At 48.8% G+C, this 22,749-nt stretch carries 21 protein-coding genes and 1 pseudogene; 12 read left to right on the forward strand and 10 right to left on the reverse strand.

Annotated elements, in window-relative coordinates:
* Nucleotides 1-11 precede the first annotated feature (11 nt).
* Both JOY44_RS17670 and cobT read left to right on the forward strand, forming a co-directional pair.
* Complete coding sequence (locus JOY44_RS17670; RefSeq protein ID WP_197985539.1) at nucleotides 12-872, forward strand: DUF2232 domain-containing protein; 861 nt, start codon at nucleotides 12-14, stop codon at nucleotides 870-872.
* 38 nt (nucleotides 873-910) lie between these two features.
* Nucleotides 911-2,044, forward strand: a complete 1,134-nt coding sequence (cobT, locus tag JOY44_RS17675; protein ID WP_171574914.1) for a nicotinate mononucleotide-dependent phosphoribosyltransferase CobT — start codon at nucleotides 911-913, stop codon at nucleotides 2,042-2,044.
* A 118-nt stretch (nucleotides 2,045-2,162) separates the two neighbouring features.
* Here cobT and JOY44_RS17680 read toward each other — a convergent pair.
* From JOY44_RS17680 to JOY44_RS17705, 6 genes and pseudogenes are all read right to left on the reverse strand, one after another.
* Nucleotides 2,163-3,040 (reverse strand): IS630 family transposase gene (locus JOY44_RS17680; RefSeq protein WP_242541783.1). Its coding sequence is split into 2 segments (ribosomal slippage): nucleotides 2,163-2,708 and nucleotides 2,711-3,040, totalling 876 coding nucleotides; the frame shifts between segments, so codons are not numbered across the junction.
* Nucleotides 3,041-3,380: 340 nt separating this feature from the next.
* Entirely contained in the window at nucleotides 3,381-3,746 is a 366-nt protein-coding gene (locus JOY44_RS17685; RefSeq protein WP_171574915.1) for a hypothetical protein, read from the reverse strand.
* A gap of 136 nt (nucleotides 3,747-3,882) precedes the next feature.
* Nucleotides 3,883-4,897, reverse strand: a pseudogene (locus JOY44_RS17690) (transposase).
* A 31-nt stretch (nucleotides 4,898-4,928) separates the two neighbouring features.
* Nucleotides 4,929-5,132, reverse strand: coding sequence for a hypothetical protein (locus JOY44_RS31185; protein WP_207211195.1), 204 nt, complete (start codon nucleotides 5,130-5,132; stop codon nucleotides 4,929-4,931).
* 171 nt (nucleotides 5,133-5,303) lie between these two features.
* On the reverse strand, nucleotides 5,304-5,816 hold the full coding sequence (locus JOY44_RS17700; protein ID WP_171574917.1) for a helix-turn-helix domain-containing protein: 513 nt from the start codon (nucleotides 5,814-5,816) through the stop codon (nucleotides 5,304-5,306).
* Nucleotides 5,817-6,263: 447 nt separating this feature from the next.
* Nucleotides 6,264-7,337: a Gfo/Idh/MocA family protein gene (locus tag JOY44_RS17705; RefSeq protein WP_171576090.1), complete on the reverse strand. Its 1,074-nt coding sequence runs from the start codon at nucleotides 7,335-7,337 to the stop codon at nucleotides 6,264-6,266.
* A gap of 275 nt (nucleotides 7,338-7,612) precedes the next feature.
* Between JOY44_RS17705 and JOY44_RS17710 the strand changes: the two genes are divergently transcribed.
* Complete coding sequence (locus tag JOY44_RS17710; protein ID WP_171574918.1) at nucleotides 7,613-9,268, forward strand: hypothetical protein; 1,656 nt, start codon at nucleotides 7,613-7,615, stop codon at nucleotides 9,266-9,268.
* A gap of 32 nt (nucleotides 9,269-9,300) precedes the next feature.
* On the opposite strand, the gene JOY44_RS17715 is transcribed toward JOY44_RS17710, so the two are convergent.
* Nucleotides 9,301-9,915 (reverse strand): cation transporter, encoded by a 615-nt coding sequence (locus JOY44_RS17715; RefSeq protein WP_171574919.1) that lies wholly within the window; start codon nucleotides 9,913-9,915, stop codon nucleotides 9,301-9,303.
* A gap of 142 nt (nucleotides 9,916-10,057) precedes the next feature.
* Nucleotides 10,058-10,420 carry an ArsR/SmtB family transcription factor gene (locus JOY44_RS17720; protein ID WP_242541800.1) on the reverse strand — a complete coding sequence of 121 codons (363 nt, stop codon included), beginning with the start codon at nucleotides 10,418-10,420 and terminating at the stop codon, nucleotides 10,058-10,060.
* A gap of 58 nt (nucleotides 10,421-10,478) precedes the next feature.
* Here JOY44_RS17720 and JOY44_RS17725 point away from each other — a divergent pair, with 58 nt between their 5' ends.
* Both JOY44_RS17725 and JOY44_RS17730 read left to right on the forward strand, forming a co-directional pair.
* Nucleotides 10,479-11,066 carry an SMI1/KNR4 family protein gene (locus JOY44_RS17725; protein ID WP_242541801.1) on the forward strand — a complete coding sequence of 196 codons (588 nt, stop codon included), beginning with the start codon at nucleotides 10,479-10,481 and terminating at the stop codon, nucleotides 11,064-11,066.
* 106 nt (nucleotides 11,067-11,172) lie between these two features.
* Entirely contained in the window at nucleotides 11,173-12,783 is a 1,611-nt protein-coding gene (locus JOY44_RS17730; protein ID WP_415881115.1) for an ArnT family glycosyltransferase, read from the forward strand.
* Nucleotides 12,784-12,871: 88 nt separating this feature from the next.
* Here the strand turns inward: JOY44_RS17730 and JOY44_RS17735 are convergent, their stop codons facing one another.
* On the reverse strand, nucleotides 12,872-14,368 hold the full coding sequence (locus JOY44_RS17735) for an ArnT family glycosyltransferase (protein WP_171574923.1): 1,497 nt from the start codon (nucleotides 14,366-14,368) through the stop codon (nucleotides 12,872-12,874).
* 209 nt (nucleotides 14,369-14,577) lie between these two features.
* Between JOY44_RS17735 and JOY44_RS17740 the strand changes: the two genes are divergently transcribed.
* From JOY44_RS17740 to JOY44_RS17755, 4 genes are all read left to right on the forward strand, one after another.
* Complete coding sequence (locus JOY44_RS17740) at nucleotides 14,578-15,864, forward strand: serpin family protein (RefSeq protein ID WP_171574924.1); 1,287 nt, start codon at nucleotides 14,578-14,580, stop codon at nucleotides 15,862-15,864.
* 115 nt (nucleotides 15,865-15,979) lie between these two features.
* Complete coding sequence (locus JOY44_RS17745; protein WP_197985543.1) at nucleotides 15,980-17,221, forward strand: acyl-CoA dehydrogenase family protein; 1,242 nt, start codon at nucleotides 15,980-15,982, stop codon at nucleotides 17,219-17,221.
* Nucleotides 17,215-18,009 (forward strand): PIG-L deacetylase family protein, encoded by a 795-nt coding sequence (locus tag JOY44_RS17750; RefSeq protein ID WP_203032048.1) that lies wholly within the window; start codon nucleotides 17,215-17,217, stop codon nucleotides 18,007-18,009. Before JOY44_RS17745 ends, JOY44_RS17750 begins: the two co-directional genes overlap by 7 nt.
* A complete protein-coding gene (locus JOY44_RS17755; RefSeq protein WP_171574927.1) occupies nucleotides 18,009-18,620 on the forward strand; it encodes an SAM-dependent methyltransferase in 612 nt (203 codons plus the stop codon). The genes JOY44_RS17750 and JOY44_RS17755 overlap by 1 nt, the downstream gene beginning before the upstream one ends.
* 81 nt (nucleotides 18,621-18,701) lie before the next feature.
* Here the strand turns inward: JOY44_RS17755 and JOY44_RS17760 are convergent, their stop codons facing one another.
* Nucleotides 18,702-19,943 (reverse strand): glycosyltransferase, encoded by a 1,242-nt coding sequence (locus tag JOY44_RS17760; RefSeq protein WP_171574928.1) that lies wholly within the window; start codon nucleotides 19,941-19,943, stop codon nucleotides 18,702-18,704.
* Between the two features lie 382 nt (nucleotides 19,944-20,325).
* On the opposite strand from JOY44_RS17760, the gene JOY44_RS17765 reads away from it, so the two are divergent.
* The 3 genes from JOY44_RS17765 (at nucleotide 20,326) to JOY44_RS17775 (ending at nucleotide 22,723) form a co-directional block, all read left to right on the forward strand.
* A protein-coding gene (locus JOY44_RS17765; protein WP_415881116.1) for an IS5 family transposase occupies nucleotides 20,326-21,155 on the forward strand; the annotation gives its coding sequence in 2 pieces (ribosomal slippage) (nucleotides 20,326-20,716 and nucleotides 20,716-21,155; 831 coding nt in all).
* Between the two features lie 60 nt (nucleotides 21,156-21,215).
* The gene (locus JOY44_RS17770) at nucleotides 21,216-21,395 is read left to right on the forward strand and encodes a hypothetical protein (RefSeq protein WP_171571961.1); all 180 of its coding nucleotides are present in this window, start codon (nucleotides 21,216-21,218) and stop codon (nucleotides 21,393-21,395) included.
* Entirely contained in the window at nucleotides 21,395-22,723 is a 1,329-nt protein-coding gene (locus JOY44_RS17775; protein ID WP_171571962.1) for an IS110 family transposase, read from the forward strand. Before JOY44_RS17770 ends, JOY44_RS17775 begins: the two co-directional genes overlap by 1 nt.
* The last annotated feature ends 26 nt before the right edge of the window (nucleotides 22,724-22,749 follow it).

The following is a 22,749-nucleotide window of genomic DNA, read 5'->3' on the forward strand; positions in this document are numbered from 1 at the left end:
GAGATCTTCGCATGAACGAATCCCCTAAAAGCTCTGAGCAGGGCGACTCTACGCCATTGGCTAATTCGTCGATCAATTCATCTGAGGGGATGAATGTAACTTCTGAGGGGATGGAGGTCACTTGGGATGATGTCGAGAAAGAACTGGCAACGCCCAACGCTTCGATTGTAGAAGTCGAGCAACCAATATTTTCAGAGAATTCATCTGCGCGATTCCCGCAGGGATCGTTTCACGAATCGCTCCATTCATCCAGCCCATTAATGCTGGTCGAAACAGCGTTTTTAGCCAGTGCCGCTAGCCTAATTTGGCTCGTAAATTTTTACTTTCCCATGGGACCAATCCTGCGACTATTCTTTTCAGTCCCAATCGCTCTCATCTACCTACGCTGGGGCAATCGGGCTGCCTGGATGGGAACGTTGGTTTCTGGCTTGTTACTCAGCGTATTAATGGGACCTCCCCGCAGTTTGCTCTACATCATGCCCTTTGGTTTAATGGGCGTGCTGCTAGGGATGTTGTGGCGAAGAAAAGCGAGTTGGGCAGTATCGATTAGCATCGGCGCACTTTTAGGCGCGATCGGCTTTTTCTTTCGTATTTGGTTGATTTCACTGCTCCTTGGAGATGACCTGTGGCAGTACACCACCGTTCAAATTACGGATTTAATTGACTGGATTTGCATTCGCCTCAATCTTGCCTTTCAACCCAGCTTGCCGTTAATTCAGGCGCTCATGCTGGTGATGATATTTATCAACAACTTAATTTATCTATTTGTGGTTCATTTAGTTTGCTGGTTTTTGTTCGATCGCCTCCACAACCCCATTCCTCGACCGCCCAAATGGGTGCAAGTAATCATGGAATACGACGAAAACAAATGACAAATCGCGAATGACGCAGGACACATGATGGATGACGCATGAGTGACGCTGGACAAGTGAATGCCAACGACCTGCCTGCCGTTCGAGTGTACACTCAAATACCGCAGGGACAGGCTTGGCTGGAACGTCATCGAGGAAAGCGCCCGGTTGTAGCATGTGTGTTGGGTTTCACAGAGACAGGGTTGATTCCAGGGATCTCTGCGGCAGGAGCAACACCAGATGATCGCCGCTATACCGCGATCGCTGATGCCGAATTTTTGGTGAATGGGGTGCAGCCTCAGCCTACCTATTCGCTGCCACCGCTGCATGTTGGTGCTTCACCCGTATTCATTTCGCGTGCGGTGGTGGAAGGGATGCACTTGCCCGTTTACCTATTTAACGCCGGATTGCCTCAGCCGACCGCCGTTCCAGCAATCGATTTGCAGGGTGTTCCGGCTCGTTGCCTTAGTACAGGAGAGGCTATGGAGCAGGCAACGGTCGAGCATTTATTTACCCAAGGATTGCTGTGGGGTGAAAAGTTGGCGATCGCCGCGGCAGGCAGCTATGTCATTTTGGCGGAGTGTGTCGTGGGCGGAACCACTACAGCGCTAGCAGTACTCACAGGCTTGGGGATCGCCGCTGCTGGTAAGGTCAACAGCAGCCATCCAACCTGTAACCATGACCAAAAATGGAAGTTAGTCAAAACTGGACTAGAGGGTACTGATTCGTTGTCTCCCTGGTCGCTTTTGGCAGCGGTGGGCGACCCGATGCAGGCAGCAGTAGCGGGTATGGCGATCGCTGCGAGTCGCATGGGGGGAGTATTGCTGGCAGGTGGCACCCAAATGTTGGCGGTGTATGCTTTGGCACGGGCGATTGTTCAGCAGTCAGAGATCTCCTGGCAGCCCCAAAATATTGTGGTGGGCACAACGCGCTGGGTTGCCGATGATCCGACAGGAGACACGGTTGGTTTAGCGCAATTAGTGGCAGTGCCGTTGATTGCGACACAATTGAGTTTTGCTGATTCTCGATTTGCCCAATTACGCGCCTATGAGCAAGGCTATGTGAAAGAGGGCGTGGGTGCAGGAGGATGCGCGATCGCGGCGCACTTATACCAAGGATGGAAAAACTCAGATTTGCTCCATGCAGTTGAATCCATTGCAGCTAAATACCAACAAAAAAACGAGAAAACGTGATCCAAAAATTCCCTTGCTTAAACATTAATGCTAAGTTTTCTTTAAAAAAACAGCGATCGCAAAGCAATAAATAGCCTCTAAAAGTTTGCAGTTTAATGTATAGCTACAGACAACAGTGTTAGGATACGGCATCTCTTAGAACCGACTCCATTGCTTGGCGTAAGGAACTAAAGCTAGACAAGCTGTTGCGAATGCGACTTTTGAGCCAAGCCCAACACTTTTCAATCCGATTGAAATCTGGAGAATAAGCGGGTAAATATAACAACCGACACCCCGCAGACTCAACCAATTGAGCAACGCGACCACCATGATGAAACGTCGCGTTATCGAGAATCAAAACCTTCCCAGGCTTTAGTGTTGGCAGTAAACAGGTTTCTAGCCAGATTTCAAACACGACTCGATTACAAGAGCCGTTCACGGTAAAGGGAGCACTCAACTCGAGCTCACAGTAAGCCGCAATCATATTGATTCGTTGACCCCGTCGCCCTGACTTGAGTGCTTCAAATCGCACACCGGGTTCACACCAACCATATCCATAATCCTCTCGCTCATCCATTCCTGATTCATCGATGTACACCCGGTCGGATAAAGACACTTTGGCTAGCTGCTCTAGGAACTCTGCTCGTTTGTGCTCATCGCGTTCAAGGTAGCCATAGGTCTTTTTTTTCGACTCAAGCCCAGTTTGTGTAACGCCCTGGAAATTGTGCGAACACTGAGTTGGTCTTGCCACAACTCGACCATTTGCGCTTGGGTTTTGCCCCCATGCTGCTTGACAAATTTGGCAAACTTGTCCCAATCGGTGATTTTGCTGCTCGTTCGGTGCGGACGAGTTGTTTTGGCTTGGTAGTCTCCGGTTTCTTTCTGTCGCTTCAGCCATAAATTGATCGTGTTGCGACTGAGTTGAAACACTTGGGCGGCTTCACTCTGCTTCATGCCGTCTAATTGGATGGCATTGATCACCTTTTGCCGCAAGTCGTAACTGTACGCTTTTGCCATAGATGCACTCACTTTCCTATAGGGGGGAATGCCTCTCAGTCTATGTCCTAATTGTCCTGGCAATAGCTATAGCCCTCATATGTCACTCTAGTTAAAGTAAAATCCAGGCAAAACGCTGAAAGTCTTTCACCGACTGCTGTCTGGTATATACGCTTCATTGTCAAATGTTTTGAAATATCGGAAATAAGCTGCGTATGCTAGACTCAAGCCGTATAGAAGCTTCAGCATTTTTGATTAAATTTGCTTTTCCGAAAGTGATTCAAGAGGGATAGGGTTTGATCTGATTTCATCAAAAAATAGCTAATAAAAATCGACTGCTGAAGGACAGTGTGAGATGAACTTAGTGAATTCGCTGGGCGACTAACTGATCTTCCAAAGCAGCCATTCGGCTGTATGCAGCAGTGAGTTGAGCCGTTAACCGCTGAATCTGAATTTCGGGAGAGAGTTGACGCTCAGCTGTTTGAAAAGAAGCATCCAGATCATGATCAACCAACACATCCTTATGTTCCATGGTCGATTCAAACTTACTTTGAATTCGATAAGAGCGACTTCTCAAAGCCATTTCCGCGCCAAAACGATTGGCCTGATCTGGTTTTTGACATGCTGACACCACTTCGTCAACGCGATCGCTCAACTGTTCAATCAGTTGATATAATCCATCAACTTTGGTATTCAATACGCTTAACTGCTGTTGCAGGGTGTCCATGTCTGTCTCAAATTATCTAAATAGTTGTCGCATCTATCTTAAGCACTGATGTTGATTCAAATTCAGTTATTCCTGAATCATTTAACGTTTAATCGGCAAGCGAACTATTGAATAGTTGATAACTAGTTAACAGGAGTTACGCAAAAGTCATTTGAACAGATGGATGCTTGAGTTGGGCCATCAAGTAATCTGAGAGCATCCCATACTTAATCTGATAAACCGTTCTACTGGTCTGATAAGCGATCGCTTTGAGGCGACCCCAAACGAGCAAGGCACAGGCAATATGATTGCGCTGAATCTGCGCTTTACGGCATTGACAAGCTTCCACTCCAGTCGACTGCTTGAGTTCACGGTGAAACTCCTCAATCTTCCAAGGGATGCCACACTCATCTTGAACCGCATCCGTAGAAGATTGAGTTAAGTCGTTGGTCACGACAAACTCTGTCCTGTTGGTAGAAACAGTAACCCGGAATAGTTTCACCTTCTTGTCTTGAGTAAATCCTCGAATTTTTATGAGCTTGCCTTGCTCTAACTCCTGGTCACTCCAGCCCAGTTCATCCACTCGCTGATAGGGCGCAGTGCCGCCACTATCATCTACGCGCCGATTCGTTTTGAGCGGACAGTAGTATACCTTCCCCGGTTGGTCAATCTGCGCCATCATTTTTTGAGTCGCATACCAGCTATCCATCAACACCTTTGTAAAGGGTAGCTGCTTGCTATACACCACTCCATTAAGCATTTGAGCGACATGGTCAAGCTTGCTGTGTCCATCCCCATCGCTCTTCATACAAGCGATAATCAATTACCCAAAATTGCCCAGTTTCTCCATTGACGTATACGCAACTCACTAGCCCAATGCCCCGAATCACTCGATGTTCGTTGCCGCTGTATTGCCGCCGTGTCAGTTCAATTGATGCCGAATAGCGTTTGTCCAATACCGTATCGTCGAATAGGATATAAGCATTCTCAGACTCTTGCAGCGATGGTTTCACGTTATCCCACAACAGACGCGGAGTCAGTTTCTCGCCTCGCAAGTAGCGGTTGATCCGGTCATGGCTAATCTCATCAAGATGGTCAGCCAGGTTAGTCACGGTGTAGTTGATAGGGCTGCTCAGCAGATATTGGCAGTAGTCAAGTTTAGTGAAGCTCATTCTTCTTGTTTAAGCGTTCTCTTATTTTGCCTCATCCCCTCCCTGCGTAAGTCCTGAAGATGATGTTGTCTGGAATCACCAGGTCTTTGGCTTTGTGGAAGGCTCCATTATCGACTTGGAGGATGTTGAGGCTATCTGGATACGCTTGCGAAAACTGTTCGAGAAAAAGCTGATAGCACTGCCTATCGACATGGGTAAATTGCAGAAAGAACAGCTCTCCGGTGGTTGGTTCCACGGCACCGTAAATCCAAAAGGCAATGAAGCTGCCATTGCCAACTGCCCAATGGTTTCACGCCTAAACTCGTGATCAAGCGACCAACCGTCGTTTTCAATCCACAGCGACTCTCGTCAGCCGCAAAGTAGCGAAGCCGTTCAAACTCCGGTTTGACTAGCGCTGCATACTGTTTCAGCAGGATGAGGTCGTCGCTGAGGTTTGCTTAAAGGCCGTAAGGGCTTCTGGGTTCTGTTTGGCATGCACGGGACGGGCGGCTTTCAACTTCGCACCCAAGCGATACCGCACCAGATGATGCACGGTGGCATACTCAGCTTCCACGTTCAAGGTTTCCGATAGCCATTGCTGCACTTGCGTATAGCTGCCAAAGCCTGTTTCAGGGTCATCCAACCGTCGTTTCAGGCTCGCCACTGCCCATGTTGGAATCACCTGCGGTCGTCCTGGGCTTTGGTGCGTTTCAAGCAGTCCGTTCAAGCCTGTTTCCCGGTACTGGCTCAACCAGCGTTGTACGCTGCCCCGGTGCCGTCCAACCACTTTCGCAATCGCGCTAATACTCATGGCATCCGGTAACTGCAGCAAGTACAACACTTGCAACCGTTCTTTTAGGTTCGGATTTGATTGCTGTTGAATCAGAGCTTCCAGTTCTGCCACTGTTTCTCGGATTTTGATGCGAGTGACACCCATCATTGCTGTTGTTCTCCACAAGCTAGACCTTAGTCTCCCATTTGTCACTCCCTTTTTTCGATTTGGTATCACTCGCAAAAAAAGAGCTATGGCTATCAAGAGCGCGATGAAACGCAACCGCAAGCCTTCCTCGCTCAATTGCAAGGGTATTGCGTAGAACAACTGGTTTACGTAGACCAGGCAGGGGTAGATGATACTGAAGACTATGCCTATGGCTGGTGTGCTCAATCTGAGCGGTTTGAGGCGTTGAAGTAGGGCACCGCACCCAGCGCTAGCAGCGGTAAAGATTAGAAAGAGCAGGGCTGTTGTGTAGTCTTAAGCAAAGATGGAGATCAGAAAGCAGGGAGATGAAGTTAGGCAAAGCTCGTTTACCCAAAATTTCTCTTTGAGCGAGTCTGACAATTTAGCGTGATCAATTGACACACTCGCCCCTACCAAGCGACCTTATTCCTAAACCGTTACAACAGAAGGATTGATAGCATTGGCTTCTAATCCCTGGTTGTGCATCCAGGGTTGACCATCCAGTGCCATTTGCTCGATCATACTGGCAAGTCGCAGCGCTTTCAGGGCTTGTTCACCTCCCACTGAGGGCTGGTCGCCACCCCGAACACAGCTAACAAAATGCTCTAGCTCAGCGTGCAGTGGCTCAATATTGCTGGTATGCACCTTTTCAATCAAGCCATCTTGCCGATACAGCACTTGCCCATACTCTGTCATGTAGTTGGCAGTAGTTTGGCGATGAATCAAGATTTCATTATTGAGAAAGTTGGCTTCGGTCAACGAGCTTTTGCAATGGGCGGCAATCCGGCGAATTTTGCGATGGGTCACTTTGCTTGCAGTGAGCGTTGCCACAATACCATTTGCAAAATTCAGTGTAGCGGTTACATAATCCAGATAGCTAGAACCACCTGAACCGCGACTGCCGCTGGCGGTTAGTTTAACAACGGGAGCCGCCGCGAGTTCCAGCAACAAATCGATGTCGTGGATCATCAGGTCAAGAACGACTGACACATCATTGGCGCGATCGCTGTAAGGACTCATGCGATGCGCTTCTAACGCCAATAATTCCTCCGTCTTCAACACCTTGCTGAGTTCTTGAAACGCCGGATTAAAGCGCTCAATGTGCCCCACCTGAAGAATACATTGGGATTCTGCCGCTGCATTCACCAGCGATTCTGCTTCGATAATGCTGGCGGCGATCGGTTTTTCAATCAGCACATGCACACCAGCTTGCAGACAGGCTAGCCCTACTGAATGGTGCAGGCGTGTCGGCACTGCCACACATACCGCATCAATGTGAGGCAGCAAATCCCGATAGTCTTCAAAAAAACGGACTCGATATTTACTAGCAGTATCAATACCGCGCTCCATATTAATGTCAGAGACTCCGACCAGTTCAACATCCTTTAACATGCTAAGGACGCGAGTATGGTGCTGCCCCATATTGCCGACCCCAACCACTCCCACGCGGATAGGTTCAGGCTGGTTCCGCTGCAACTGGGAGTTATGGGAACCTGCCGACATATTATTTTGCACTCCTGTCATCTCCTCCACCACCAAAAAGGGCTAGTTCGTCGCCATATGCCTGATTAGCCATCCAGATAGTACCACAGCGACTATCTTTATAAAGAATTCCAAAGTGCCGTAGAGGTTCCTGGAAGCACAAACTATTTTGGAGTCAAGTTTCTTAATTTTCTATACGTTTCTATCCGAAGTTGGCTAATAGGTTTATGAATGCTAGAAAGAAGGGAACCCTCCCTAAGATGGTTGTACTTTTTTGTGAGTTTTAGCGTTCAGACATGAGACACCTCTTAGCCTACTGGCAATTTACTTCAACTCGTAAAAAAATTGAAGCGATCGCACTGGTTAGCTTGCTCATTCTGGGTGGACTAACGCTCAAATCCGCAGCTCGTTCCAATGCCCGCAGCATTAGCATGTCTCCGAATGAGCCCGAAAAGGTGCAGGCAACCGCCAGCGCTCGGATTTTGCAGCGTCAAAAGCAAGAGCGTCAAATTCGTCCTGAAAATTACGATTTTGAGAAATTTCCGGTAGGGGCAGAGCATGAGCAACACTGGAAGCATTTACTGTGGACGACGGCGATCGTTGAACCCAAACAGCCCTTTGTCGTAGAAGCGCTCAATCGAATTTTGGCAATGACCCCGCGATCGGGTCTAACCAATGCCCAAATTCGCACGGTCGATATGGCTATGAAAGTAGCAAACCAGCTTTATTTGGGCGATTCTGCCTTCTATGGTGCGCTAGGGCAGCGTTTTTTAGACACGATCGCTCAGAGTCCTGATCCTGAATGGGTTGCCAAATCTCTTTCTTCCCTGTCAAAAGGGGGAATGCAGCCCAGTGAACTGCAACGCCTAGCAGAAAAGGCTAAAGCTCGATTTCCTAAGTGGTCGAGTAACATCTATTTGCAAACCACCTTGATGGATATTGCCAATTCAGTTGATGCTCAGTCTTTGCCACCGCTGAAGGATTTACTAAAGTGGGAAGTTGCAGATAATCAACTGCATCTCTATGCGCTCTGCCGACCTGATCGCCGCATTTTATGCCGAGCTATCCTCAAAGATCGGAACGGTCAATGGGTGCGACAAGAGGGCAAGCTCTGGTCAGTTCCGTTACTGTTAGAGTCCATTCATGGATTAAGTTGGAATTTCACCCGTGGGCAAACACCCCAAGGCATCTACCGAGTAGAGAGCGTAGTGCCCAAAGCAGAGGATGAGTTTTTTCGTGCCTATGGTCAGTTTCCCTTAGTCAATTTGTTTGTTCCATTTGAAGCTGGCGCAAAACAATTTATACCGGGTAATCCTGGAACCTTTAGCGGTAGTTTGCAACAGTACCAAGCACTGCTTCCTTCGTCTTGGCGTGCTTATCGTCCTCTCCAGCAAAGCTTTTGGGCAGGAAAAGCCGGACGCAGTTTGTTCCGAATTCACGGGTCTGGCGAATCAGCCGATTTTTTTAGAGGCAAGGATAAAAACTATCCCGATAGCTACAACTGGAATCCTACCCTGGGTTGTCTGTCTGCCCAAGAGCTTTATAGCGAGAAGGGGCAGTTGCTTCATGCCGATATGCCCAAAATTTTGCAAGCCCTAAAAATGGTGGGTGGCAAAAACTTCGCGGGCTATCTGACTGTGGTGGATGTGCCTGGGGATGAGAAAAAACCGATTGCCATAGAAACCCTTGAAACGGTTGTGGCCAGTCGCCCTACGAAGAAAAAGAATCCGTTAATACGAGAAGCTATGGTTAAACGTTCTCGTCCTGTGCGATCGCTTAAACCTGTTTCTTTTGAGCCCGATGCCTCAGAGTCATCATCGCAAAGTATAGCAATCGCCCCTGATCGCTCCAATCGCTTGAGTGATTCGTCTGGTACTACCCTGTCTCCCACCAGTCAACCACTACCAACGTCCATTTCCACAGAGCAAGTGCCGCTACCCATCGCTTATTAGTAGTGACTCACTCAGAAACGATAAACGCTTGATCAAGCTCTCAACTGTTGTAATGATTGAGACAGCACTGCTCCGGCTGATTTTGCAAACAAAACAGCTAGAAGCAAGCCGACCAGGATGTCGGGCAGCGATGACTTCGTGAGATACACTAAGCCTGCTGCACCCAAGACAGATACATTGGCAATAATGTCGTTGCGAGAGCAGAGCCAGACAGAAGACATATTAATGTTGTCGCTTCGGTGTTGGGTGAGGAGATACAAACACACTAAGTTTGCACAGAGCGCAACAAAACCGATACTACTCATCACAGTCAGTTCTGGAGGGATGCTGAAGGATAGTTGATAGGCAGCCCGCGAAAATACAGCGATCGCTGAGGCAAACATGATGATGCCCTTAAGCATTGCAGAGCGAGCATGAGCTTTGTTGCCCATGTTAATCACGTAAAGGCTACTTCCATAGGCGATCGCATCTCCCAACATATCTAACGAGTCACCCGTTAGCGCCAAAGAATTTGACCAAATTCCAGAGAAAAACTCAACCCCAAACATCACCCCATTGATCCCAAGCACAATCCATAACACTTTGCTCTGCCGCTTAGATAGCTTTTCGAGCGCACTAGATTTTTTTTGACAGCAATGATCAGCCACATTCCCCTCCAGCAATATCTAGGCGTATCATCCAAACATTCAAACGTTTGTTGGAATATATTCTGTTGAATACTACCAAAAGGACTGGCTCATTACAACATTCAAAAGAGTGTTGTAATGAGTAAACAAAAAATATGCTGGGCTATTCGATTTTCTCAAGGACGTAGTTCAACACGTGACCTACAGATTCATCTCGCAGTGAATAGTAAACCAGCTTGCCATCGTTTCTATACTTTAAAAGTTTCAGATCGCGTAGCTTGCGTAAGTGGTGAGAAACGGCGGAGACTTGTACATTTAACACAGCCGCTACGTCGCAAACACAAAGCTCCTGCCCACCCTGAAGCGCATGAAGAATTTTCAGTCTGGACTTATCTGCAAGCGCAGAAAAGAGAATCTCAGCCGCTTCAAGCGCATCATCATCGGGTAACGCCTGACGCACTTGCTCTACCAACGGCACATTGAAGCAACGCACTTGACAAATATCGGTAGACTTTATCTTGGGCACAGTGAAGATTATGGATTGATCACTAAAGAGTACAGACCTAAATATACCTGCATAATCTATGTCAAGTTTCAACTGGGAGAGTCTGCTGAAAAAGTTTAGCCGCAAGCTGATAGAGGAGCGAGACGAGGAGGATTGGGATCTCACCCCAGACATGGTGAAATCCGGCTGGTTGGGCTACCCCGCCGCATCTGAAGCTCAAATTGCTGAGGCAGAAACTCGCTTGAATACTCGGTTTCCGCCCTCCTACCGAGCGTTTTTGGCAGTTTCAAACGGGTGGCGCAACTCCGATTGGACAGAGATGCATCTTTACTCAACCTCTGAAATTGATTGGTTTGCCTCACGCAATCAAGAGTGGATTAGCACTTGGCAATCTGCGGGTCAATCGCCGCTATTAGACGAGAAGTACTTTGTATATGGGGCAGATCAAGATTGTATTCACCTGCGTCCTGAGTACTTATCGACTGCCCTGGAAATTAGCAGCGGTAGTGGCGATGGCGACATTTTTCTGCTGATTCCTCAGGTGGTTTCTGAGACGGGTGAATGGGAGGCATGGCACCTGGGCAACAAACTGCCGGGGGCTTATCGCTACCGATCATTTTATGAATTGATGGAAAAAATCACCGACCAAGGCTGTTTTATTCTGTGAATCCATGCGATCGCCCACTTCGCTACACTAGAGTACTGATGGCTAGTCGATGCTTTCGCGATCACATAACTGCGGTTTTTGGGCGTTTTTAGATAGGATGAAGCGTTTGTTTGCAAAGCATCGAATCGATTGGACGTGGGCGATCGCGCTTTGGCTGGCAGCCGTACTTCTCTTCATGGTGGGCTTGGGTGGCGTGCCCTTGCGCGACTGGGATGAGGGTATTGTGGCAGAAGTAGCAAAGGATATCTGGCGGGCGCAAACGAACCCAACAGAGGCTACGTCTTTAACTTGGCTCTATCCCACCCTTGGTAATGCGCCTTATCAAAACAAACCGACTTTAATCCATTGGTTGATTGCTCAGTGCTATGCGATCGCGGGAGTGAATGAGTGGACAGCGCGGTTTCCGGGTGCATTCCTCTGTTCCTTATCTATCCCCTTACTGTATTGGATTGGACGAGAACTCTTTCCAAAGCGCACCCCAGCGGTGTTCTCAGCGTTGATTCTGCTGGTGCTGCTGCCCTTTGTGCGCCACGGACGGCTTGCCATGCTAGATGGAGCGTTGGTTTGCTTTTCTTTAGTGATGTTTTATTCGCTGCTGCGGATGCGGCGCGACCTGCGCTGGGGGCTAGGGGTGGGCGCTGGAATTGGGCTGATGTGCCTAACGAAAGGTCTAGTTGGCGGATTGATGGGGGCGATCGCGCTGCTGTTTATTCTGTGGGATACGCCACGGCTGCTGACATCCGGCTATCTATGGAGCAGTCTCGCCTTAGGGATTGCGCCCTTTATCGCTTGGTATTGGGCGCAGTGGCAACGATATGGCGCTGTCTTTTTAGATCGCCATTTGGTCGATCAATCTCTCAGCCGCGTCTGGAATGCGGTCGAAAATAATAGTGGACCTCCCTGGTATTACTTACTGGAACTGTTGAAATACACGCTACCCTGGCTGATTTTTCTGCCTCAAGGCTTCCGACTTGCTTGGGAACATCGGGGTTGGGGGTGGGCAAAGCTGATGTTGGTGTGGGCTGGCGGCTATCTGCTGACGATCTCGCTCATGCAAACTAAATTACCCTGGTATATTTTGCCCCTGTATCCGGCTCTGGCATTGGTTGGCGGTATGATGCTCTCAACTATCTGGGAACCGGAGGATATGTTTGGCATCCGCTGGTTATCCAGCCGTGAATATCCTAAAGTCTGGAAAATTCTGCTGGGTATCATCGCGATCGCAGCAGCCGGACTCAGCGTTTACTTTAGCCCCATCGGGTTAGCGCCCACGCCCACTCTCGCCATTCTTGGCATGATGCTAACCATTACGCTTACCTCTGCCACAGTGCTGGCGATGCGCCAAGATTCTCAGTTTATCTTAGTGTTGCTTTGGGGCAGCTACGTTTCTCTCCTGCTGGTGATGGTGTCGCCCTATTGGGTTTGGGAACTTCAAGAGCAATATCCTGTTAAACCTGTAGCGTTAATGCTGAAACAGCATACTCCCGCTGGTCAACCCATCCTCACCTCTTACCCCAATAGTCGCCCTTCTTTAAACTTCTACAGCGATCGCTGGGTTAGCCCAATGTCAACCGAGGCGATCGCCAATCGGTGGCAGCAAGACCCACCACCTTACCTGCTAACTGATCAACCCACCTTGGATCAGTTAAACCTGAAATCACTGCAACAAATCGCCGCGATCGACTATTGGATTTTAGTCAAACGCCTTCCCAAATAGTAAAGTGTGGAGTTTTGAGTACGGAGTACGGAGCGCGAAGAGTTTTGAGTTTGGCAATCATCACTCGCTACTCATCATTCGCAATTCATCATTCGTCATTTTTTTGAAAGAGGTAGCCTTTGATCACGTAGTAAGTTTTGAGCGATCGCCCAAATCGATAGATGGGAACGGCGATAGGCTTTGAAGTGCGGTCAAACTGCGCCAACAGTTTAGGGTTAGGGGGATGCCAGTCATCTGCTAGAATTACTGCATTTTTGCCGCTCAGCAGATCGGGATTGTACCAAACATCAAATTGATCGATGCGATCTGAAATAGCCATCACAGCAGGATCGTTTAATTCGTAGGCTAATGCCGATGCTGACCGATAATCAGTTGTGACTAAAAAGGATTCTCCGAGTTCTTGCTGCTGTGTTTGCACAGCTCTGCCCACCGCATCCCAGCCAAATAGCATTCGCGAATCAGGATCACTGCTGGGGTCTGCGAATGCGGACAAGGGAATTACGCTGTAGTGAACTACGAGCAGCGCCGCAAACAGTAATCCGTAAAGTTGCCCAACGGTGAATAGTTTGGGAGCGCGAAGCGTGGGGTGCGGAGTGTGGGGTGCGGGAGACTTCAGAAAAACGGAGGGTAAAAGGGGAAACAGTAGCAAATAAGCGGTGATATTCCAGTAATAGAAGGCGGTGGAAAAAAGAGCGATCGCGGTCAGGGAAACGGTTGAAATGGCAAAAATCCACAGAGCAACGGTGCGGTAGATCGTGTCCGAACGGATCTGTATATCTGGCTGACGAATGGCTTTCACCATTGCCCAACCGTTAAGTGGGGAAACCATCAGAATTGAAAACAACAGAAAATTTAGAGGTTCAGCCCATTTAAGCTGAAAGCTGTCTACATCAACGCTGCGAGTGGCGTAGTAGCGAAAAGACTGAAAATCATTGCTAAAATTCCACACTAAAACTGGCAAAAGAGCGCTGAGGGTGATCAGGATCGCAATATAAAAGCGGCGATCGCGCAACAGCGATCGTAAAGCTGGCAGTGATAAAACCGTCGCAACAAATCCTGCACCCACAAACACAGCATTGTACTTACATAAAAAAGCTAAACCAAGCAAAAAAGCTGAACTATAAAGTAGTAAAGTATTTCCCTTTTTAGCGTCAAGGTAGCTATCTAAAAATCGAATAAAAAGATAGGCAGAACTCAAAGAAAATATAACTAACCAATGGTCGTTCCAAGCTAAGCCAAAGAATAAAAAATATAACGGTGACGCAAGAATCAAAGAGAGTGTTATCCAAAAATAATCCTTTTCCCACTTGCCATAGAGATAGTTTGAAATTTGATAATAGCAATAGAAAAAAGCTGCATTACTCAGCAAATTAGGCAGACGTAAAACAAACAAAGAGCGACCTAAAAGAGCCGTAAATATACCTTGAACCCAAGCATGAAAAGGTGGATGATCGTAGTAAGACAAAGCTGGATATTTTCCCCATAGCCAGTAATAGGCTTCGTCTGGATTGGGAAAAGTCGCAAACCAGAAAACGAGTCGGAAGGTAAGAAAGGCAACGAGAAAAGGAAGAACTCGCTTTAACATGAGAAAACAAGGAGGGTAGAGGGGTGCAGAAGTAGGAAACAGCGTACAGGATTCTGGTCTCTTGCTTATCAAAACTGTTTGGGTCAAACCTGCTTAATCTAGTTGCTGGAACTGTAACAGAACCTGGTCGTCATGCTAAATGTGGCAGGCTGGATGAGTAAAAAGCGAACGATAGGCTGTTAAGTGAGGAGCGTGAGATGGGGATACGAATGAACCAAACAATCGGTGTGGCGTTGATGGGCAGTTTGCTGCTGGTGGGCTTAGTCAGTTTAGTAAAAGTGATGCCGCTTCACACTGCGATCGCATTGCCCCTCTTGCCTCAAACTCAGTCCGCCCAACCCAAATTTCGTATGGTTGCACAGAATACGACCGTTAGCCCAAAGTTGATCAATGCCAACACTCGTTTCGGCTTCAAGCTGTTTTCTGCCATAGCCAAACAAGATGATGGCAAGAATGTATTCATCTCACCGTCGAGTGTGGCGATCGCGCTGGCAATGGCCTACAACGGTGCAAATGGAGAAACCCAGCAGGCGATGGCACGAGCAATGGAACTGCAAGGCATGAGCTTGCAGGAACTCAACGAAGCAAATGCCACCCTAAAAACGATGCTGGCAAATCCTGATCCAGAGATACAACTGGCGATCGCCAACTCCCTGTGGACTCGGCAAGGCATTTCCTTTAAATCAGAATTTCTTCAGCGCAACCGCCAGTTTTATCAAGCAAAGGTGAGTGAACTAGACTTTGGCAATCCGCGATCGGTGGCGACCATCAACACGTGGGTCAGCCAAAATACGCGCGGCAAAATTGATGCCATCATCGACAGCATCGATTCGAGCGATGTCATGTTTTTGGTCAACGCCATCTATTTCAAAGGCAACTGGTCGCGTAAATTTGACCCACAAAACACAGCCCTTCAGCCGTTTTACTTGCCTAATAAACAGACCAAACAACATCCCATGATGACTCAGGGCGGGGAGTATCGCTATTATGAAACCAGCCAATTCCAAGCAGTTAGCCTACCCTATGGCACCAAACGGCGGATGAGCCTCTATGTTTTCTTGCCCCAGTCGTCCTCTAGCCTTGCGAATTTTCAAAGGAATTTAACGGCTGAAAACTGGGAGCAATGGATGACTCAATTCCGCCAGCGCCAAGGTTCCATTCAGGTGCCGCGTTTCAAACTGGAATATGATGTGCAGCTGAAAAGCGCCCTTTCACAATTAGGTATGGCGGAAGCGTTCAGCAGTCGCGCCAACTTTTCAGGACTCAGCCAAGTTCCAACCAAAATTGATGAGGTAAAGCATAAAACTTTTGTGGAAGTGAATGAAACAGGCACCGAAGCCGCCGCAGTCACCTCCATCGGTATTCGGACAACTTCTGCTAGACCGATAGAGGAGCCTTTTCGGATGCGCGTTGATCGCCCCTTCTTTTGTGCCATCCGTGACGACCAGACTGGAACAGTGTTATTCATGGGTACCATCTCAAATCCAAAAATTTAGCTCTATGATTGCAATAGCCTTTGTGACTGATTAACCTTGGAAGCTACCAGAAGATAGAGGTCTTTAGAGTGAAATTAGTGCAATATTTTCTTAGTAAACATTGAGAGAGATCGAAGTGGCACCTATTGCGGCTGATCCTTTGATTGATTTGGCATATCGACACACTGATTTGCAAATTACTGATATTCTTGCTCGTGCGACTGAAATTGCTGATTTCTGTGCAGCGAACGCGGCTGCCATAGACCGAAATGGCGCGTTTCCGATCGCAGAATTTGAGCGTATCGCCAAAGCCGATTTATTGGCAGCACCGCTACAGGCTCAGTTGGGCGGCGTTGGCTTAGGCATTGATGCAAACACAACATACGAACTGCTGCTGTTGTTGAAACAAATAGGGCGCGGCAATTTGGCAGTCGGACGAATTTATGAAGGACACATCAATGCACTCCAACTGATTCAAACCTTTGGCACACCTGCGCAAATTGAAGCCTATGCCAGTGATGCTCGCGATCGCCATAAGATTTTTGGAGTTTGGAATGCCGAAGCGGAGGATGGAGTCAAACTGCATTCCCTCAGCGATGATCAGCAAAATGAACGGTATCGCCTAGAAGGCTCAAAGACCTTTTGTTCTGGTTCTGGCTTTGTTGATCGTCCTTTTGCGAATGGGGCGCTACCCGATGGCAGTTGCCAAATGTGTATTGTGCCCATGGAGGAGGTGGCAACGGTCAGCGATCCATCTTGGTGGCAACCCTCTGGAATGCGAGCTACTGCTAGTTTTAAGGTGGATTTTAGTGGCGTTGAATTAGAGGCAACGTCATTAATTGGAAAACCAGGAGACTACTTTCGGCAACCGTGGCTCAGCGCAGGCGTGATTCGCTTTGCAGCCGTGCAGCTAGGCGGCGCAGAAGCGCTGTTGGATGCAACTCGCGAGTATTTGCAGAGCTTGAATCGAACGAGTGATCCTTATCAACAGCACCGATTAGGACGCATGGCGATCGCGATCGAAAGCGGCAATCTTTGGCTGCAAGGAGCGGCAAATCAAGTGAAAGCCTATGCGCCTATGTTTGGTGGCAACCCACATCATCCCCCCCAACAATCCGATCAACTGGTTGCCTACGCCAATATGGTGCGGACGGCGATCGAGCAGATTTGCATGGAGACAATCCAGTTGTGTGAACGATCAGTGGGAACGCGTGGCTTGCTACCGCCGCATCCCATGGAGCGGATCATCCGAGATTTAAGCTTGTATCTGCGTCAACCCGTTTTTGACGGAGCACTTGCCAATGTGGGTCAGTATGCTCTGTCTCAAGGAGTTCCTACCAGTTGTTTGTGGATGGGTGGATCTAATGCTGAGTGCTGAGTGTTGTTTTGCTAGACGACGGGTTTATGAATCCTTTAGTTGATAGCCAATTTTCTTTTTCCAATCCGACCCTGTTACCATTGCGCTCCGTTGATACGATCGCGACAAATTCTGTATTAGTCGTTGCGCCTCACCCAGACGATGAAACATTGGGTTGCGGTGGCGCGATCGCCCTGCTGCGGGCGTTGGGTTGTTCTGTTCAGGTTTTAGTCATCAGCGATGGCACCCTGTCTCATCCCCGTTCAGTTAAGTACCCGGCTCCATGTCTGCGGATACTGCGAGAAACAGAAACCCTAGAGGCCTTATCCATTTTAGGAATGAATCAAATTGCAACCTTTTTGCGATTGCAGGATGGTTCCATTCCAATTCTAAAATCACCCAGACTGCAAGAAGCAGTAGCTCGTTGTCGGGCATTCCTGAAAACATTGATGCCTGCAACCATCTTTCTGCCGTGGCGATTCGATCCCCACCCCGATCATCGAGCTACTTGGCAATTGATCCGCACCGCACTGATTGATTTAGAGCCGCCTAAAGCGTATGCACCGCGCATCCTTGAGTACCCAATTTGGGATTGGGACGTAGAGCAGCGACGAGGTTTTGCAGGTGAACAGGTAATCGGTTGGCGACTCGATGTTAGCAGCGTGTTAGAGATCAAACTGAGGGCGATCGCTGCTTATCGCTCTCAAACAACTGATTTAATTGATGATGATCCAGAAGGCTTTCGCCTCACGCCTGAGATGCTGGCTAACTTCGCTCAACCTTGGGAACTATATTTGGAGGAAGTTTGATGGATTTGCCCCAAAAGCAAACACTTACGCCTGACTATTTCGACGCGCTCTATAGTCTTGACCCTGATCCCTGGAAGTTTGAAACGAGCGAATACGAAGCGCAGAAATATGCAGCAACTCTTGCTGCCTTATCCAAAGATCACTATCAATCGGCGCTTGAAATTGGCACTTCCATTGGTGTTTTAACCGAAATGCTGGCTGGTCGTTGCACCTCTCTACTATCAATCGATGTCTCAGAAATTGCTCAACAGCAGGCGATCACTCGTTGTCAGTCTCTATTAAACATCCGCTTTCAATTGATGTGCGTTCCGAAGGCTTACCCCAATGAACAATTTGACCTCACAGTGCTTTCAGAAGTCGGTTACTACTGGTGTCGAGAAGACCTCGAAAAAGCGCAGCAGTTGATGTTGCAGCATCTTGAACCGGGTGGACATCTCCTGCTGGTGCATTGGACACCCTACGACGATGACTATCACAATCCATTAAGTGGAGATGAAGTACATGAATCGTTCTTGGCATTGCCTAGTTCTCAGCTTAAGCACCTGAAGGGCGATCGCGCTGATAAATATCGACTTGATCTATTTGAACGAGTCGATGACGAGTCAACTTAGTCGCAGTGGCAGTATCATGCGTCCTGGCAAAGATTGAAGGGTAGATCGGGACTCATCCTCGAATTCATACTATAAACATTTTCATGCCATAGATGTTTGCTTTACCTTTCTGCGTTGCTGCCGCACAGGTTCCAGCAATAAGCGCAAATCATCAATTGCCTGTTCGATTTTGCTCGGAAACCAACGCTGTTGCCAAATCCCTTCTTGCTCCTGTCGTTGTTCAACTTGCTCAAACAATTCGCCGAAAAATTGAGCTTGCACCAGCTGATCCCGCACCCAATCTTTTGTAATTCCTAACCTATCGGCTGGCATTGCTACATCTTTTAGCGTGGGTTCATAGCCATTTTTTCTGTGTTGCCAGAGCGATCGCAGTTCTCGTTGGGCGTGCAAGCGAGTAGTGATTGCAGCGGCTGACTCAACTAGAAAGGACTGCTTTTCATGTTCCATGGCTGTCCATTGGCTCAACTGATCTGCTAAGCCATGTTGAGCGCGTCCCACTTGTCGAGCTGAAGTCGTTGCCCGCACCAATGGACTGTGGCGAAAGCTAGCATCTATCCGCATCAGCGCCTGGTAAAGCGCAACATCTTCTGAAGTTCTGACGGGCGGTATGCCTCCAGCGCGTCCATACATCTCTGCGGTCACTGCCAGGCTCGCGCCATAGTGTTGAAAGTGGCGGGAGTGTACATCTAACGCATCCGGATCGAGATGAGCTTCTAGTTCAGCCACCAAAAAGCGATAACCGACTTCTCGAAGATGGCAAGCTCTCGTATACGGGGTTAGGGCAGCGCGATCGCGTCGATCTGTGACAATTCGCCCGCCAACAGCATCAGCACCACAATCAATTTCCTGTAGAGTAGCCGCAATCCAATTGGGAGCGACGCGGGTGTCTCCATCGGTCGAGGCGATAATACCTCGGCTACATCCAATTGAGATCAGGCGGTTGTATGCCTCATCCATCAACAGCTTTCGCACCCACCCAATGTGAGCATTCGCAGCAGAAAGTGTCTCCTCGACAACATGCAACGCCAAATGAGGATGCTGCTGAGCAAACCGATGAGCGATCGCAGCAGAATCATCCTCGCAATTGTTCGCCAATAAAATGATTTCGTAGCGCTTTGGATCAAGCGATAGGCCTGCTAAATCAGACTGATTGGCTAAAGCAGTTAATGTGCTTTGCAATCTCTCCGATTCATTCCGCACGGGAACAATGACACACACCTCGCATTGAGGCAGCGGAGGAGTCTGAACTAAAGAATGAGATTCGGCTTTAGGAAACCAATGAACCGATGGAGCCGCGATCGCTTTGATGCAATCAACATTCATAGGACAACCTACTGTTCGCCCAAACGCATTGGATAACCACAGTTAGATACATGATTAGAAGCTCTTAACCTGTTGTAATAAACATCATTGTGAATTGCTGTACTACAAACAGAATCTATCCCTTGATAGAATTTCGGCATTGGAGAATAAAGCATGAAGTCAGATCAATTTGCTGCACTGCGCTGAGCGCAAGTTACGCATATTTGCAAGAATGGCGGTAGAAAAGGTAACCAGAATCACCCCTCAAAATGTTGTTCGCCTGACCTTTTTATCAACAGTTTTAGAAATTCAAAATGATATGGTTGGGCGATCGCTGCTATTCAATAGACCTCTTGCGTGAATGTATGTAAGCAGCTAGAACTAGGTCAAGGAGGAGGATATTATGACCTACGAGCAACTTAGCCAACTTAAACCCGGAGCTTTCAAACGTCGATGTGGGGTTCACCTTGAAACGTTTGAGCAGATGGTAGCAATATTGCGTCCCGATCTTGACCGCAGGGGAAAACGGGGTGGACAGTGCAAATTAAGCGTAGAAGACCAATTGTTGGTCGTACTTGAATACTGGCGAGAATACCGGACACAGTTTCATATCGCCACCACGTGGGGGATGAGCGAGTCAGCCGTATGTCGATTGATTCAAAAGGTGGAAGGATTATTGACCAATTCAGACCAGTTTCGGCTACCCGGCAAAAAGCAACTCTACCAGAATGCCAGTACTTGGAGCGTAGTGGCAGTGGATGTGACTGAAAGCCCCATTGAGCGTCCCCAAAAAAACAGCGAGGCTACTACAGCGGCAAGAAAAAGCGGCATACCCTAAAAGCTCAAGTGGTAGTCAATCAAGCGACTGGACAGATTATCTGCACAGCCTTTGGCAAAGGGCGAGTCCATGACTTTCGCTTGTTCAAGCTCCATCGCCTGCCGATGCTGCCGGAGCAGTTGTGTTTAGCGGACAGAGGCTATCAGGGTATGGCAACGCTACACCCCTGTAGTTGCACTCCAACCAAAAAGCCCCGTAAAGGCAAATTGAGCAAAGCTGAGCGGCAGCACAACCGAAATCTAGCCCGATTGCGAGTAGTCGCTGAGCATGTCAACCGCAAGCTCAAGATTTTTCGGATTCTGGCTGAACGCTATCGAAATCGACGCAAGCGCTTCGGGTTGCGCTTCAACCTGATTGCGGCGATCATCAACTGTGAACTTTCGCTCTCTTCTTGATTCACGCAAGAGACATCATGAGCGATTGCTCACACCCTGGGATGAAAGTGGTAACGTCAGATGAACTGGTTTAGAGGTCGAATTGGAACTAGCGCCAATCAGCCTGAGCAGGAGACTGACCGTACCCGCCCTTGGGACACCCATTTGTGCATTTCGCCGACTGCGAGACAGCACGCAAAGCAGGATCAATTAACGACATGGCGGGTGAACCAGCTTAACCCTAATCAAGGAGAAGCCTGATGCAAGTCACCCATGAGCGCTGCGCTGGAATTGATGTTCACAAAAAGACGGTCGTGGTCTGTTGCTTAAGTTTGGATATGAATGGGAAACCGCAGCGCGAAACCCGCACCTACGGTACGACCATCCGCGAGTTGTTAAATCTGTGCGACTGGCTATCGAGTAGCGAGATCACGCACATTGCCATGGAAAGTACAGGGGAATATTGGAAACCCGTGTACAACGTATTGGAGAGCAGCTTTGAGGTGATAGTCGTGAACTCGCATCACTTCAAGCAAGTACCTGGACGCAAAACCGATGTCAAAGATGCCGAGTGGTTAGCCGAGCTACTGAGCTATGGACTCGTCCGTGGCAGTTTTATTCCACCCCTGCCCCAACGTGATTTGCGCGACTTGACCCGCCAGCGCACGACGCTGATTCGCGAACGCGCGAGTGTCATCAATCGCCTGCAAAAAGTGTTGGAATGGGCAAATCTGAAGCTGGCATCGGTGGTCAGTGACATCGGGGGAGTCTCGTCGCGCGCCATACTCAAAGCACTGGTGGCAGGAGTTGAAGACCCAGAAGCCCTCGCTGAACTTGCCAGAGGACGCATGCGATCCAAGCAAGCCGAACTGATTGCAGCGCTCTCGGGTCGAGTGCGGGACCATCATCGGTTCTTGATCCAAATGCATCTCGACCATCTAGAGTTTCTCGACCGCCAGCTCAAACCGTTTGACGCGCGAATCGAGCAGTTGATTGAGCAGCACATGCCTCCGGTCGAAGTCCTCGTTCCGGCGGCTGAATCCAAGCCTCAGACAGATTCTTCCTCTGACCTGCCGTTGGCGTGGCAGCAAGCGATGCCGTTGCTCGACAGCATTCCGGGAATCGCCCGTCACAGTGCTCAACTGCTGCTGGCAGAAATCGGGAGTGATATGCGACGCTTTCCCAGCGCCGCGCATCTGTGTAAGTGGGCTGGGGTTTGTCCGGGCAATCATGAGAGTGCGGGCAAACAATACTCTGGCAAAACTCCACCCGCAAATCGCTGGTTGCGAAGCATCTTGGTACAAATGGCAAATGCTGCTGTGCGCTGCAAAGCCTCCCATTTTGCTACGGTCTATCGCCGACTTGCGTCCCGTCGGGGACACAAACGCGCCATTGTTGCCGTCGCCCACCGCCTGTTGATTGCGGTCTATCACATCCTCAAACAACACCAACCCTACCGCGACTACCGCACTACCGATTCGGGGCAACGCACCCAACACCAACTGCTCCAAACCTTGCAGCACCGGATAGAGCGGTTGGGATATCAGGTTCAATTAACGCCCCTTACCGCCCCTCAACCACCGAGCTAGTCCTCTATTTTCAAAGCAGTTCTAAT

It is taken from the genome of Leptolyngbya sp. Cla-17 (genome assembly GCF_016807185.1).
Classification (GTDB): domain Bacteria; phylum Cyanobacteriota; class Cyanobacteriia; order Leptolyngbyales; family Leptolyngbyaceae; genus ULC077BIN1.

Excerpts from the sequence above, each read along its gene's own strand:
- JOY44_RS17735 (WP_171574923.1), bottom strand. The coding sequence starts at position 14,368 with ATGTTAAAGCGAGTTCTTCCTTTTCTCGTTGCCTTTCTTACCTTCCGA.
- JOY44_RS17685 (WP_171574915.1), bottom strand. The coding sequence starts at position 3,746 with ATGGACACCCTGCAACAGCAGTTAAGCGTATTGAATACCAAAGTTGAT.
- JOY44_RS17710 (WP_171574918.1), top strand. The coding sequence starts at position 7,613 with ATGAGACACCTCTTAGCCTACTGGCAATTTACTTCAACTCGTAAAAAA.
- JOY44_RS17760 (WP_171574928.1), bottom strand. The coding sequence starts at position 19,943 with ATGAATGTTGATTGCATCAAAGCGATCGCGGCTCCATCGGTTCATTGG.
- JOY44_RS17725 (WP_242541801.1), top strand. The coding sequence starts at position 10,479 with ATGTCAAGTTTCAACTGGGAGAGTCTGCTGAAAAAGTTTAGCCGCAAG.
- JOY44_RS17705 (WP_171576090.1), bottom strand. The coding sequence starts at position 7,337 with ATGTCGGCAGGTTCCCATAACTCCCAGTTGCAGCGGAACCAGCCTGAA.
- JOY44_RS17740 (WP_171574924.1), top strand. The coding sequence starts at position 14,578 with ATGAACCAAACAATCGGTGTGGCGTTGATGGGCAGTTTGCTGCTGGTG.
- cobT (WP_171574914.1), top strand. The coding sequence starts at position 911 with ATGAGTGACGCTGGACAAGTGAATGCCAACGACCTGCCTGCCGTTCGA.
- JOY44_RS17770 (WP_171571961.1), top strand. The coding sequence starts at position 21,216 with ATGAACTGGTTTAGAGGTCGAATTGGAACTAGCGCCAATCAGCCTGAG.
- JOY44_RS17670 (WP_197985539.1), top strand. The coding sequence starts at position 12 with ATGAACGAATCCCCTAAAAGCTCTGAGCAGGGCGACTCTACGCCATTG.
- JOY44_RS17775 (WP_171571962.1), top strand. The coding sequence starts at position 21,395 with ATGCAAGTCACCCATGAGCGCTGCGCTGGAATTGATGTTCACAAAAAG.
- JOY44_RS17755 (WP_171574927.1), top strand. The coding sequence starts at position 18,009 with ATGGATTTGCCCCAAAAGCAAACACTTACGCCTGACTATTTCGACGCG.
- JOY44_RS17700 (WP_171574917.1), bottom strand. The coding sequence starts at position 5,816 with ATGATGGGTGTCACTCGCATCAAAATCCGAGAAACAGTGGCAGAACTG.